This is a genomic window from Gemmiger sp. An194 (genome assembly GCF_002160145.1).
Classification (GTDB): domain Bacteria; phylum Bacillota; class Clostridia; order Oscillospirales; family Ruminococcaceae; genus Allofournierella.
In genome coordinates this window covers 101,094-114,305 of the sequence record NZ_NFKA01000003.1, presented here as the reverse complement: position 1 = coordinate 114,305, position 13,212 = coordinate 101,094, and the positions used below count along the sequence as shown (strand labels likewise).

11 protein-coding genes are annotated in these 13,212 nt (G+C 62.1%); 2 read left to right on the top strand and 9 right to left on the bottom strand.

Translation table 11 applies throughout. The features are described 5' to 3' along the window. Nucleotides 1-68: 68 nt before the first annotated feature. Nucleotides 69-827 (bottom strand): tRNA (guanosine(46)-N7)-methyltransferase TrmB, encoded by a 759-nt coding sequence (gene trmB, locus B5F28_RS02835; protein WP_087293174.1) that lies wholly within the window; start codon nt 825-827, stop codon nt 69-71. 43 nt (nt 828-870) lie between these two features. After that, nucleotides 871-2,040, bottom strand: coding sequence for an alanyl-tRNA editing protein (locus tag B5F28_RS02830; RefSeq protein WP_087293172.1), 1,170 nt, complete (start codon nt 2,038-2,040; stop codon nt 871-873). 209 nt (nt 2,041-2,249) lie between these two features. On the opposite strand from B5F28_RS02830, the gene malQ reads away from it, so the two are divergent. Further along, entirely contained in the window at nt 2,250-3,833 is a 1,584-nt protein-coding gene (gene malQ, locus B5F28_RS02825) for a 4-alpha-glucanotransferase (protein WP_087293170.1), read from the top strand. A 77-nt stretch (nt 3,834-3,910) separates the two neighbouring features. Further along, complete coding sequence (locus B5F28_RS02820) at nt 3,911-4,372, top strand: ferritin family protein (protein WP_087293168.1); 462 nt, start codon at nt 3,911-3,913, stop codon at nt 4,370-4,372. A 100-nt stretch (nt 4,373-4,472) separates the two neighbouring features. On the opposite strand, the gene B5F28_RS02815 is transcribed toward B5F28_RS02820, so the two are convergent. The 7 genes from B5F28_RS02815 to B5F28_RS02785 all read right to left on the bottom strand — a co-directional run bounded on the left by B5F28_RS02815 (nt 4,473) and on the right by B5F28_RS02785 (nt 13,205). Beyond that, a complete protein-coding gene (locus tag B5F28_RS02815) occupies nt 4,473-4,694 on the bottom strand; it encodes a DUF6514 family protein (RefSeq protein ID WP_087293166.1) in 222 nt (73 codons plus the stop codon). A gap of 416 nt (nt 4,695-5,110) precedes the next feature. Then, nucleotides 5,111-5,800, bottom strand: coding sequence for a 5'-methylthioadenosine/adenosylhomocysteine nucleosidase (locus B5F28_RS02810; protein WP_087293164.1), 690 nt, complete (start codon nt 5,798-5,800; stop codon nt 5,111-5,113). A 22-nt stretch (nt 5,801-5,822) separates the two neighbouring features. Beyond that, complete coding sequence (gene ychF / locus B5F28_RS02805) at nt 5,823-6,935, bottom strand: redox-regulated ATPase YchF (RefSeq protein WP_087293162.1); 1,113 nt, start codon at nt 6,933-6,935, stop codon at nt 5,823-5,825. 440 nt (nt 6,936-7,375) lie between these two features. Then, a complete protein-coding gene (locus B5F28_RS02800) occupies nt 7,376-8,251 on the bottom strand; it encodes an ROK family protein (protein ID WP_087293160.1) in 876 nt (291 codons plus the stop codon). A gap of 15 nt (nt 8,252-8,266) precedes the next feature. After that, the gene (locus B5F28_RS02795; protein ID WP_087293158.1) at nt 8,267-9,760 is read right to left on the bottom strand and encodes a DUF3604 domain-containing protein; all 1,494 of its coding nucleotides are present in this window, start codon (nt 9,758-9,760) and stop codon (nt 8,267-8,269) included. Nucleotides 9,761-9,780: 20 nt separating this feature from the next. Then, nucleotides 9,781-11,736, bottom strand: coding sequence for an alginate lyase family protein (locus B5F28_RS02790; RefSeq protein WP_087293155.1), 1,956 nt, complete (start codon nt 11,734-11,736; stop codon nt 9,781-9,783). Further along, nucleotides 11,733-13,205, bottom strand: a complete 1,473-nt coding sequence (locus B5F28_RS02785; protein WP_087293153.1) for a sulfatase family protein — start codon at nt 13,203-13,205, stop codon at nt 11,733-11,735. Before B5F28_RS02785 ends, B5F28_RS02790 begins: the two co-directional genes overlap by 4 nt. Between the last annotated feature and the right edge of the window lie 7 nt (nt 13,206-13,212).

Here is a 13,212-nt window from a genome sequence, read left to right as displayed (position 1 = left end):
AAAACGCCCCCTTCCCACTGCCGGGAAAGGGGCGTTTTTCTTATTTTATTGTTTATAAGGAAAAGAAATCACTGAATGCCCTTTTCGGCGCGGATGGCAGCGCTTTCCTCCTTGTCCCGCTGGTTGCGGGCGGCGATGGCCGCGGCCAGCTCGTCGCGGGTCATGGGCTTCTTCACTGCGATCAGCGCCTTGGTGGGGATGCCCTGTTCGGTGAACATGGCCTCGTGCTCGGTGCGGATGTTCCACTCCGGCTCCTCGGCGTGCAGATCGAAGGTCTTCCACACGATCTCGTAGCCCGCCTCGGGGAAGTAAGCGAGGCTGTCCCGGAAGAGGTCGTCGTCATCGGTCTTGAAGTAAATTTCGCCGTTTTCCTCCAGAATGGTCCGGTAGAGGGCCAGCTGGCGGGTGTGGGTGAGCCGGTGCTTTTTGTGGGCCAGCTTCTTGTTCCAGGGGTTGCAGAAGTTGATGTAGATGCGCTGCACCGTGTCCCGCTCGTTGAAGGCGTTCAGGATGCGCTCGATGTCCAGGCTCATGATCATCACGTTGTCCGGAGTCATGCCCTTTTCCGCGTAGATGCGCTCGATGTTCCGCTTGGCCAGGATCAGCACCTTATCGGTGATGTCGATGCCCAGATAGTTGATGTCCGGGTGGGCGCTGGCCAGCCGGGCCAGAAAGCCGCCCTTGCCGCAGCCCAGCTCCAGGTGCACCGGCTGCTGGGGCCGGGCAAAGACGCTGTGCCAGCGGCCCTTGTTCTCCAGAGGGGCGTGGGCGTGGTAGTCGCAGGCCAGCAGCTCCGGCCGGGCGTAGGGTTTGAATCGCATTCTCATGTTTTATGGTTCTCCTTCACAAGTGTTTGTCTGAAAAAGTCGTTCAGGACTGGGCGGTCTCGAGCAGAAAGGCTCGTACCGCGTCGAACTCGCCGGTCAGGCTGCCCTGTACAAAGCCGGGCTTGCCGCCCCCCCGGCCCGCGAAGGCCTGGTTCAGCTGCTTGCACAGTCTCCGCAGGTCCGCCCCCGGCGCGGTGCAGGCCAGCGCATAGGCAAGGGTGCCGTTTTCGGTGGGGCTGAAGGCCGCGCAAAGGCCGGTGGTGCGCTCGCTCAGCGCCGCGCAGAGCCGCCGCAGGCCGTCCGGGTTCAGGTTGGGCCGCAGCAGAATGGCGGCTTCGCCGGGCTGCATGCCCTCGGCCAGAACCGCGAACAGCTCGTTCTCCGCCTGCACTGCCCGGTAGCGGGCGGCCTCCAGCTCGCCGCTTTGGCGCTGCACCGCCTCGGCCAGCTGACCTGCCTTGGCGGACAGGGTGGACCGGATGGCGGCAGCCTCCGCCCGCTGGGCCTCAAAGTACCGCAGCGCCCGCACGCCGCACACCACAAACAGCCGCACGCCGCTCTTATAGTTCTGCCAGTCGATGATCTTCACCATGCCCACCTGGCCGGTGCGCTCCACGTGGGTGCCGCAGCAGGCGCAGCAGTCCGCCCCGGGCACCGTCACGACGCGCACCGGGCCCTCCAGCTCCTTTTTGCTCCGGTAGGTCAGGTCGGCCAGCTCCTCTTTTGAGTGCCACACCGCCTCCACCGGCACGTTCTGCCAGATCACCCGGTTGGCCCGGGCCTCGGCCTCGGCCAGCCCTTCGTCCGAGATGGGAACGCTGGTGTCCATGGTCAGGTAGTCCTGCCCGATGTGAAAGCCCACGTTTTCAGCCCCGAACATGGCGTGCAGCGTGCCGGACAGAATGTGCTCACCGGTGTGCTGCTGGCTCATCTCCAGCCGGCGGTCAAGGTCAACGTTACCAGTGACCGTCTCGCCCTCTGCCAGCGGGGCGGAAAGACGGTGGATCACCTGGCCGCCCTTTTCGTGTACGTCCAGCACATCCGCGCCGCCCAGGGTGCCCCGGTCGGCGGGCTGGCCGCCCCCCTCCGGGTAAAAGGCGGTGCGGTCCAGGGTCACGGCCCAGGATTCGCCCTCCGGGGTGCAGCTGAGCACCCGGGCGGTGAACTCGCCCACCGGCGGCTGAATATAATAAAGCGCTTCGGTCTGCGTCATAAAAAAGCTCCTTTGTGCAAAAAAGCCCGCGGCGCGCGGGCAGGGTATCCGCTGAGTGCATCTATTATAGCACAAAAGAGCCATACTTTGCGCGCACCGATGCCATTTTGCCGCGCTTTATGCTATAATAAGAACAATTCTATAAAAAGGCTCCGGCGCGCCGTGAGGGGGAAGCCCCGGGGCCACACAGCGAAAAAGGAGCGGTTGTTATGCGGGAATGCGGCGTTTTAATGCCTGTGTCCAGCCTGCCGGGGCCTTACGGCATCGGCAGCTTCGGCAAACAGGCCTATGCCTTTGTGGACTTTCTGGCCCAGGCGGGCCAGCAGATCTGGCAGATCTTGCCCCTTTCGCCCACCGGCTACGGTGACAGCCCCTATCAGAGCTGCTCGGCCTTTGCCATCAATCCCTATTTCATCGACCTGGACACCCTGCGGGATGAGGGCCTTCTGGAAAAGGAAGAGTACGGCACCATCGACTGGGGCGAAAGCAGTGAGGCAGTGGACTACGGCGCTCTGTACGAGGGGCGCTTTGCGGTGCTGCGGCGGGCCTATGAGCGCTTTCAGGCCTGGCTGCCGGACGATTACTACACCTTCTGCTTCTGGAACGAGGACTGGCTGGAGGACTACGCCCTCTACATGACCGCAAAGGGCCTGAACAAGATGAAGGCCTATCCGGAATGGCCCGCGCCGCTGCGCACCCGGCAGCCCCAGGCGCTGGAGCAGCTGCGCAAGGAAAACGCAGAAGAACTGGGTTTCTGGCGCTTTTTGCAGTACCAGGGCTACCGCCAGTGGATGGCCCTGAAGGCCTACGCCAACCAAAAGGGCGTGCAGATTCTGGGCGACATTCCCATCTATGTGGCGGCGGACTCCGCCGATGCCTGGGCCGGCGGCAAGCTGTTCCAGGTGGATGAGGAGGGCAAGCTCACCCGGGTGGCGGGCTGCCCGCCGGACTACTTCTCTGAGGACGGCCAGCTCTGGGGCAACCCGCTCTACGACTGGGCCCAGCACAAGGCCAGCGGCTACGCCTGGTGGATTCGCCGGGTGGAGCACGCCCTCACCATGTACGACCGGCTGCGCATCGACCACTTCCGCGCCTTCGATACCTATTACGCCATCCCCGCCGGGCGGGAGAACGCCCGGGTGGGCGACTGGGAATACGGCCCCGGCATGGATCTGTTCCGCGCCCTGGAGGCAAAACTGGGCAAGCTGCCCATCGTGGCCGAGGACCTGGGCGATCTGTTCGACAGCGTGCGGGTGCTGCTGAAGGAGAGCGGCTACCCGGGCATGAAGGTGATGCAGTTCGCCTTCGGCGGCACGGCGGAGAACGAGTACCTGCCCCATAACCACATCCACAACTGCGTGGTCTACCCCGGCACCCACGACAACACCACCCTGCGGGACTGGCTAAAAAACGGCGATCCCAAGGAGCTGGCCCAGGCCAAGAATTATCTGGGCCTGAACGCCATGGAGGGCTCGGTGCGGGGCTTTTTGCGGGGCGTGCTGTCCAGCTGCGCCGATCTGGCGGTGATTCCCATGGCCGACTGGCTGGAGCTGGGCGCCGAGGGCCGCATCAACACCCCCGGCACCGGTATGGGCAACTGGACCTGGCGCGCCAAAGAGGACGCCTTTGCCCCCGCGCTGGCCCAGCGCATCCGGCGCACCTGCGCCCGTTACGGCCGCTGCGCGCCGCTGCCCGAGCCGGAGCAGGCCCGGCCGGTGGTTTCGGTGCAAAAGCCCGCCCAAAAGGCGGAGGAACCGGCGGAAAAGACCGCCTCCAAGACCGCAAAGGAATAAACAAAACCCCCTTTGGGAACACTGGCTTTAGTCGGGGCAAGCTTGCCTCGCCAGCCAGTTTCAAAGGGGGCTTTTTTATGAGTGAACGAAGAAACGACCAGAACCACGGCGACAACGACAATCAGGCCGTGCTCAACGAGATCGTGCGCAACACCGAGATGGGAAAAAACAGCCTGGACCAGCTGATCGATGTGACCGACGATACGCACCTGAAGGCCAGTCTGCTGGCCCAGCAGAAGGAGTACCGCCGCATCAACCAGCAGGCCCACGCGGCCATGGCCGCACTGGGCGAGCAGAGCCACGGCCAGAGCCCGGCGGTGAAGCTGATGTCCAAAATGGGCATCTGGACCGAGACCCTCACCGACCGCTCCACCCGCAACCTGGCGGATATGGTCATCCAGGGGGCCAACCAGGGCGTGATGGACTGCGAGAAGGCCCGCAAGGACCACCCGGCGGCCAGCACCGGCGCGCTGGGGCTGCTGAATGAGCTGCAGCAGTTCGAGGAGCGCACCGCCCGCCAGATGCGGGACTTTTTGTAAATCAAAGCAAAAAAGAGGGCAGGAGCCGCTCCGTTTGACGGAGACCGTCTTCTGCCCTTTTGGAATGGATGCGCGCGCCCGGGCGGGCGCAGAAAAACGGTTACAAGGCGTCCAGCACCACGTCCAGCAGCTGGGCCGGGTCCAGGGCGCCTTCGGTGCAGCGGTCCGCAAGAGCCGCTGCAAAGGAAGAGTCGGTGGAAACATCGGGAACAAAAGCCAACTGCTCGCCGCCGGGCAGAGCCACCGCCTCGATGCCATAGCTCACATAGCGGCCCAGCTCGGGTGCTTCAAGCTCTTGTCGAACGGTCTGATAACGGATCAAGCACAACGCCCTCCTCCGCAGCAGCCGGTTTCCGGCGGGCGGCCCGCCGGGTTGCGTAACTTCCTTTCATTGAATAAATTCCCCCTTTTCATGCAGCATAACGCAGAGGGGGGCAAATGTCGACGAACTGTTTGTTCGGGTTTTTGCCGTTTGGGCCGCAAGCGGCCGAAAGCCGGGTGTGCAGCGGCAAAAAGAGGGACGAAAAAAGGCCGGGCCGCGGAGTTTTCCACGACCCGGCACTGAATTTGTTGAAAACTTTTCCGCGTAAAAAATGCCGGAAAGCCCTGCGCCAAAGAGGATTTGCGGCACGCTGCCCGGCGGCGCGGGGGAGAGAATTGTTGAAAAAAGGGGACGGCGCAGGCGGCAGGGCCTGCACCGTCCTTTTGCGTTTGTTTTGCGGCTGGTTTTGCGCTGGCTCAGTCTAGGGTCTCCAGCATCCGGGCCACAATGCGGGTGGCAGTGGTCACGTATTCACTGATGCTGAATTTTTTTACCACCAGAACCTCGTGGCCCGCCTCGTCGGCGTTGTCGCTCATGGCGCGCAGCACCACGCAGGGCACGTTGTTCTTGGCGGCGATCTGGGACACGGCCGCGCCCTCCATCTCCACACAGTCCGGGTCTACCTTGGCGGCGATGGCGTTCTTGGTGGCGCTGTCGCCCACGAACTGGTCGCCGGTGGCGATCTTGCCCGCGATGGCCTTCACGCCCACCTCTTCGCAGGCGGCCATGGCGGCCTTGACCATCTCCTCATCGCCGGGGTACTCGGCGGTGAAGGGGGCGGACTGGGCGATCATGTCGTCCTGGGCGTCGTGGTAAACTACGGTCTTGCCCACAACCACATCGCCGATGCCGATCTTGGCGGTCATATTGCCGGCGATGCCGGAGAAGATGATGCGCTGTGCGCCGAATTTCGTGATCAGTACCTGGGTGGTGGCGGCGGCGTTGGCCTTGCCCATACCGGCGCAGCAGACCACCACCTGCTTGTCACCCAGCATGCCCCGGTGGTATTCCACCCCGGCGTAGGGCTCGATGGACACACCGTCCAGCAAGGCGCACAGCTGCTCCACTTCGTCGGGCATGGCGCCCATGATGCCGATGATCTCCATTGCGTCCTCCTTTAAATCTAAATCAAACATTGAACAGGAATTCGATGATGTCGCCGTCCTGCACCACGTACTCCTTGCCCTCGGTGTGCTGCAGGCCCTTGGCCTTCACGGTGGCCATGTTGAAGTCGCAGGCGGCGAAGTCCTCGTAGTGGACCACGCTGGCGCGGATGAAGCCGCGCTCGAAGTCGGAGTGGATCTTGCCCGCGGCCTGGGGAGCCTTGGTGCCCTTGCGGATGGTCCAGGCGCGGCACTCCTTCTTGCCGTCGGTCAGGTAGGAGATCAGGCCCAGCAGGCTGTAGCTGGCCTTGATCAGGTTGTCCAGACCGGTGGCCTCGATGCCCATCTCATGCAGGAACTCCTTCTTCTCCTCGGGGGAGTAGTCGGCAATGTCCTCCTCGGTCTTGGCGCAGATGGGAATGCACTCCGCGCCCTCCTCGGCGGCCAGCTTCTTCACGGCCTGGTAGTGCACGTTCTCGTCCATGCCCTCCATCAGGTCGTCCTCGCTCATGTTGGCGGCGTAGATCACCGGCTTGTAGGTGAGCAGGCCCATCTCCTTCAGCTGCAGAGCCTGGTCCTCATCGTCCAGATCGAAGTCGAAGCTGCGGGCGTTCTTGCCCTTGCCCAGATGATCGGCCAGCTGCTCCAGCCAGGCAGCGGAGGCACCGGCCTTCTTGTCGCCGGTCTTGGCGGCCTTGGCGAAACGGGCGGCCCGGTTGGAAACAACCTCCAAATCGCTCAGGATCAGCTCGGTATCAATGGTCTCGATGTCACGCAGAGGGTCCACGCTGCCGTCCACATGCACGATGTCGGTGCCGCCGAAGCAGCGCACCACATGCACGATGGCGTCGCACTCGCGGATGTTGCCCAGGAACTTGTTGCCCAGGCCCTCGCCCTTGGAAGCGCCCTTTACAAGACCCGCGATGTCCACGAACTCCACGATGGCGGGGGTCTTCTTGTTGGTCTCCCAGATTTCGGCCAGCTTGTCCAGCCGGGCGTCCGGCACGGGCACGATGCCGGTGTTGGGGTCGATGGTGCAGAAGGGGTAGTTGGCCGCGGCGGCGTTCTTGGTGCTGGTGATGGCGTTGAACAGAGTGCTCTTGCCCACGTTGGGCAGGCCCACGATTCCTAATTTCATAATTCGATCTATCTCCTTAATTTTTCTTGCGGGTCCAAGAGTGGGCGGGTGCAGCGCGCTGAAATCGGCGCTGTTTCCGCCCGTTGCGCACGGATCGGATGCGTTTTCCTTTGTGCGGTTCCTCGCATGCCCTGTTCCGGAAAAAAGAAAAGAGCATACCAATACACGATAATGATAGCACACAACCTTTCTTTTCTCAAGGTGCATTGCGGAGGATTTTTTTGCGCCGACCGAAGGCGTGGCCCGCCCGGCAGCCGGGGGGATATGGTGGTTCGTGAGCTTGTTTTTGACATAAAACCGGGGGGCTGTTGCGCAACTTTCGTTTTGCAACAGCCCCCCGGAGTCGCGGCCTTGCGGGCCGCTCGCCATACCGCCCGCTGCGGGCGATATGACGGGAATCGTTTGGATGGATGAACAGGGTGTATGGCCTTGCGGGCTGCTCAGGGCAGCAGCAGCCGGACCGCGCCCAGCAGGGCGGCGCGGTTTCCCAGCAGAGCGGAGGATACCTTGCAGCGGCCGCGGGAATGGGGCGGCAGGCAGCGGTCCATGCAGGCCTGCAAAGCAGGGGTCAGGATCTCCTTCTGGGCAGAGATTCCCCCGCCCACCAGGATCGCCTGCAGATCGAGCAGCAGGGTGATGTTGGCGAAGATCCGTCCGGCTTTTTGCGCCCAGGATTCAAACAGATCGCAGCACAGAGGGTCCTGCAGGCGCAGCCTCTCGAAGAACGCTTCTCCGGTCAGGTCAGGGCAGCCGCTCTGCGTCTGCGCTTTGCGGATCAGTGCAATGGCGGAATCCTCCAGCTCCCAGTAATGCCGGTCGTCCAGGTAATCCCAATAGCCGAGTTCACCGGCGCAGAAGCTGCTGCCGTTCCAGAGCCGGCCATTCAGCACCAGTCCGCCGCCGATGCCGGTGCCGAAGGCCACACAGAGAAAATTGTCCAGCCCCTGTGCGGCGCCCAGCCAGTGCTCCCCCAGTGCGGCCGCGGATGCGTCGTTGACGATGCAGACCGGCTGAGCGAACCCCGCCTCATCGAAAAAGGACCGCGGACAGAAGCCCTGCAGGGCGGGCAGATTTTCCACTCCGGCGCAGACCATGCCCCGCTGCGGGTCAACGATTCCCAGCGAGCTGATGCCTATGCCGCGGATGGAACGGGTTTGCGGGTCGTTTAAAATCTTGTGCAGGCTCTGCGCCAGCTCCGACCGGGTCATGGCGGCGCCGGTGGGCAGAGAGCCAAGCGGCTGAATGCTTCCGTCGGCGCGGACCAGAGCGTATTTCAGCGTGGTCCCGCCAATGTCGATTGCGAGAAATTCATCCATGGAACGGCCTTCCTTTTATCCAAAATATACGGGAGTCACAAATGCACAGGAGCCATTGGCCTGATAGACCTCCATGTGATAGAAGTCTTTTCCGCCGTGGGTGTCGTCCGTCAAGGTCCCGCTGACCGAATATTCGGTTTCGGTGAAGATCGGATGGACCTTGAAGGCCTGCGAGTGATAGGGCTTCATGTGGGCGCTGTAGCCGCCCTCCATCAGCTGCTTTACGGTGAGGGTCTGCCTGTGGCCGTTCACATCGATGGTGAGCTGTGTTTCGGGGCTGCCCTCCAGCTCCAGAATGACGGAGCTGGTCAGAGGATGCAGCGGAGAGACATTCTTCACGCTGAAGCACTGCCAGCTTGCCCGCTGTGCGCTCACCTCCAGCAGCTTGCTGTCGATGTCGTTCACATCGTCGAAGCCGTCGGTGTTGGTGGAGGAGGGGGCCAGAACGCTGCGCCCGCGGAAGCAGGGCTCAACGCTGAGGATGCTGCCGTTTTCCACGGTCACATTGCCCAGCCAGCGGAACAGGTCGGCCTTGTTGTTGCCCCAGCCCATCTCGATGCGAAGCTTGTAATGATTGTCGTCGGGGGAGGGGAAGAGCATCAGGCCCTCGTCGATATGGATGGGACGGAGATTTTTGAAAATGACCACCTTGTCCAGCTTGTAGCAGCCCTTGACGCGATATTCAATCCTGCGGGGCGCGTCGTCATCCGGGGAGAGGATCGAACCCATGGGGGCGCCGTTCACGGAAAATTCGCACTCGATGCGGTCGCCGGTCACCGCATAGGTGCGGCGTGCCAGCATGGCCTGCCAGATGCTTTCGCGGGTTTTCTCCTCCGCCCAGACGGCCATTTTTCCATCGCCGTAGGAGCCGGGGAAGCCGGCATGGTGGTCGGTGGAGCCCACGAATCCGAAGTGATATCCCCGCCGAAGACCCTCGTAAACGGTGTTCCGGCTGTCGCGGGGGCCCATATTGTGGTAATAGGGATAGGGTGCGGTCTCGCTCATGCCGCAGCCGTGCTTGGAGCACACCTCGATCAGCGGCGTAACGGTTTCGTCGAATTTGTCCCAGTTGATTCCCCGGTAGCCCGGGGTGTAGGCGATATGATGGCAGACGGTCAGCGCGGGGACCTTGCAGTCCTCTTTCAGCTGAGCGGGGGAGTCCCGATAGATCAGCGGCAGGCTGTCGCTGGGGGAAACAATATGGTGATCGCCATATTCGCTGGAGTGCATCTCGTATGCCTGGAAGGTGACAAGCTCCTTGCTGTTGCAGGCGGCCAGCTGCGCGGCAACCTCATCCCAATGCGCTCTTAATTTTTCAAATCCCGCCTGATGAAAGTCCACTACAAATGCGGTTTCCTCTGTGCGGTCGGGGATATCGGGCCACATGGCATGGCCGGTCACGGCGCAAAAATCCAGATGGCTTTTTGCCCGCTCCAGTGCGTTTTTCAGGCTGCCGTAGCCGTAAGTGATCCCGCAATGATTGTGGATGTCGCCCCATAACAATTTCATGATAATGCTCCTTTAAATAGTTACCAGCTCAGCACGAAGGGCTGGGCGTCTGGCTCGAATACGATGGCTTGACCATAGCCGCAGCTGTCTGCGGCGCAAAGAAGATTGACTTTTCCAATGATCTCCTTGCGGGAGAACAGGACCGCGCGCTGACCGGCCGGGCAGGAGATGGAAACGGCCTGTGCGTCCTCATCGGTCAGGAGGCTGTGGTCCAGCGCCTGGGTAATGGGCATCTTTTCCGCCACAAAGTCCGCGCTTTCGCCAAAGCCGATCACGGTCAGGAGCCCCTGGTTCTGGGGGAAGAGGCTTTGCACGCGCAGGCAGTCGGTCTGCTGCAGAAGGTTGTAGGTGGGGGAATAGGGAGTTTTGTGCAGGGAAAGCGCGGGCTGGACCGCAAAGCTCTGGACCCTCGCGCGCACCGCTCCGTTTTCAAATGCGGCACCGTTGGCGGTGAGAGAAACCTTGCCCGGACCAAAATGGAAATTCTGCTCCAGCTGATGCTCGCCGACGCCGAAGATGCTGTCGAACAACACCAGGATGCCGGGCTTGCAATAAACCACTTCCCGGCGCACGAAAAGCCCCTTGTGCGCGTAGCCCAGATGCATGCCGCTCACATATCCGTAACGGTCGTTCTCGAAGTATTCGCCCTTGATCGGTTTGGCGATCCGGCCGAAGCGCCAGGAGGCGCAGCAGTCGGTGAAGTCCTCCTGGTCGATGCGCAGCGTATTGTGCGCCGAGGATGCCTTCAAGCCGGTGCGCATGGGCCCGTTCACATAGGTGTACCGGCCGGGGTCCACCAGAATGTCCGCCCCGTCTGCGCTCAGATCCAGGTGAAGCAGATCGGCGTGGCCGTGGCCGCTGCCCAGGGGCCCGCAGCGGAAGCGCACCCAGGCAGCCTTTTCCCCCTGCCCACAGCGGAAATAGTAGTTGCCGCTGTGGGCAAAGGCCTGGCCCCGGTCCGCCGCCTGGGCGCAGGGCAAAGCGAGATAGGCCCGGACTCCGGCCGCGCCCATCCGCCAGAGGTTTTCCAGATTCGGCTGGTCGTAACTGCCGGAGCGCAGCTGTGCGTCCTGGAAAAGGAAGGCTGCAAAGGTGAGGATATCCCGCACATCGGTGTTGTCCGAATCGCCGCGCATGGGCTGGTGATGGTTGGGCTTTGCCTCGCCCAGCGTGGCAAGACACATGGCATGCGTTCTGGCCAACAGTTCCTCATCCAGAGCAAGGCCTTTCTGCTTTGCCAGGTGGATCAGCTCAAGATAACACCAGAGCACCTCGTGGTGGTACATGGGGGACTGCTCCCAGTGAACGCCGTCGGCAAGAACCTGTATATGGATCTGCCGGCCCAACCGTTCCCACAGGATCGGCAGCCGGTCCGCGATTTCCGCCGAGCCCTGCCCGACGAGCCAGGTCCCGGCAAAAACCGCGCCGTGGTTGGCAAGAACGCCCCAGTTGCTCAGAAGATGGTAGGCGTCCATGCACTGGAACAGAAAGTCGAAGTGCTCCTTCAGGCTGCCGCGCACAAGGGAAAGAAAGCCGGGGGACAGAAGGTCAAGGGGCTGGAGCAGCTCCAGGCAGCGCACCCACACAGCGGCGCGGATGCCGGTGTCCAGCGTGCGCCAGCTGTTGTGGTTTTCTTCCTCGGAGCGCGGGCAGTTCTCGATGAATTCCTGCACGACGCGCACAAAGCAGTCCAGATATTTTCGGTCTTCGGTGAGCAGATAGGCAAGCACCACATCGATGAGGTAGCTCTGCCGGGCCAGCATGACCGGCCATTCCACATCGCCGGTTTCCAGATAGCGCCAGCAGATGGGGCCCTGGAAGGTCACGGGCTGATGGGTGGCTTCCATGTCCCAGCGCCGGGTGAACACAAAGGTGTTGGCGCACACCAGATCGGCCTGCGCCAGAAGCTGCCGGATGCGCTCGGGATGATAAAGAAAGGAAAGGCGTTTCAGTTCGTGGATTTCGTCGCGTGTCATACAAGTACCCCCTGCTTTGCTTCAAGCGGTTGATAATGGCGCACGAATGCGGCCAGATCCGTGCTGGGCAGCCGGAGCGAGTCGTGGGTCCGGCGCATGTGGTCCAGCAGAAGCTCCAGCATTTTCTGTGCCAGGGGAAGGCAGTCTGCAGTGAACAGAAGGTTCTGTGTCTCCTGCGGGTCGCTTTCCACATCGTACAGCTCAAAATAGACCTCGTCCTTGAAAACATCCGCGATCAGCTTGTGGGAGCCGTGGACGATACAGCGCTGAAAATTGCTCAGTGCGCCGTTTCCGTCAAACTGGAGGAAGACATCCTTTTGCGCTGCCTGGTCGGGATGACGGATCAGCTCGTCCAGGCAGCGGCCCTCACACGGAGGGGTGGGAAGCTCCAGATAGTGGCACAGGGTGGGAAGCACATCGATGTGGCTGACGGGCCGGCTGACGTGCTGGCCGGCGTGTGCCTTGCCGGGCAGGCGGATGTACAGGGGAACATGCGCGGATTCCTCATACATGCACATCTTCTGGAACAGCCGGTGAGACCCCAGCATTTCGCCATGATCCGAGGTGAAAACGATCAGGCAGTCGTCGTAGATGTTCTGGCGCTTCAGCTCCTGCAGAATGCGGCCCACGCAATCGTCCAAAAGACGCACCAGCCCCAGATAAACGCGCCAGCTTTCCTTCCATTGGCCCAGAGTATAGCGGCTGCCCACCACGCCCGTCAGATTGTACATCTGCAGCGGCGATTGATAGGGGTACCAGCGGCCCACGTTTTCGGGCAGGCACACATCGGCTTCACTCAGCTGTGAATACCAGGGGTCCGGAATGTCAAACGGGGGATGAGGGGCCAGGAACATGGCGCTCAGGAAAAGCGGCCTGGAGCAATCGCGTTGCCGCAGCCCCTCCAGCGCCCGGTCGGTGAAATACCCGTCGAAATAAAAGGCAGGCCCCTCTTCGTAGCAGCCGGTCTCGGCGTTGGAGTAGTTGCAAAGGCGGGTGTAGCGCCCGCCTGCCATCTCCGGCACAGGGGTGCGGAAACGAGGGCCGCCGGGGGCGCGCTTTTGTGCGTTTGCCAGGAACTGCTTGTAGCTTTCCTCGGTGGAAAGCCATCTGGTTTTGCTGCCGGGATCATCCTCCAGCTTGCCGCCCTCTGTGAAAAGGTGCTGCTTTCCGCTGTGCAGGCAGTCCCAGCCGTGGTGTTCCATCAGATGATACAGATGCTCGATCCCCGCGTGGACCTGGCCGCTGGCCGCATCCTGGGCGAACCAGGGGTTGATCCGGCTGCCGTTTGTGTTGGGGCAGCAGCCGGTGAACAGGGCGCCCCGCGCAGGCACGCACAGCGGGCTCGCGCAGTAGGCACGGTCAAAGCAGACGCTTTCGGCGGCAATGGAGTCGATGTTGGGGGTGTGGCCCTTGCCCAGAACATCCCAGCGCAGCTGATCGGCAACGATCATGATCAGATGATGCTTCATGGCGGTC

Excerpts from the sequence above, each read along its gene's own strand:
- trmB (WP_087293174.1), bottom strand. The coding sequence starts at position 827 with ATGAGAATGCGATTCAAACCCTACGCCCGGCCGGAGCTGCTGGCCTGC.
- B5F28_RS02830 (WP_087293172.1), bottom strand. The coding sequence starts at position 2,040 with ATGACGCAGACCGAAGCGCTTTATTATATTCAGCCGCCGGTGGGCGAG.
- malQ (WP_087293170.1), top strand. The coding sequence starts at position 2,250 with ATGCGGGAATGCGGCGTTTTAATGCCTGTGTCCAGCCTGCCGGGGCCT.
- B5F28_RS02820 (WP_087293168.1), top strand. The coding sequence starts at position 3,911 with ATGAGTGAACGAAGAAACGACCAGAACCACGGCGACAACGACAATCAG.
- B5F28_RS02810 (WP_087293164.1), bottom strand. The coding sequence starts at position 5,800 with ATGGAGATCATCGGCATCATGGGCGCCATGCCCGACGAAGTGGAGCAG.
- ychF (WP_087293162.1), bottom strand. The coding sequence starts at position 6,935 with ATGAAATTAGGAATCGTGGGCCTGCCCAACGTGGGCAAGAGCACTCTG.
- B5F28_RS02800 (WP_087293160.1), bottom strand. The coding sequence starts at position 8,251 with ATGGATGAATTTCTCGCAATCGACATTGGCGGGACCACGCTGAAATAC.
- B5F28_RS02795 (WP_087293158.1), bottom strand. The coding sequence starts at position 9,760 with ATGAAATTGTTATGGGGCGACATCCACAATCATTGCGGGATCACTTAC.
- B5F28_RS02790 (WP_087293155.1), bottom strand. The coding sequence starts at position 11,736 with ATGACACGCGACGAAATCCACGAACTGAAACGCCTTTCCTTTCTTTAT.
- B5F28_RS02785 (WP_087293153.1), bottom strand. The coding sequence starts at position 13,205 with ATGAAGCATCATCTGATCATGATCGTTGCCGATCAGCTGCGCTGGGAT.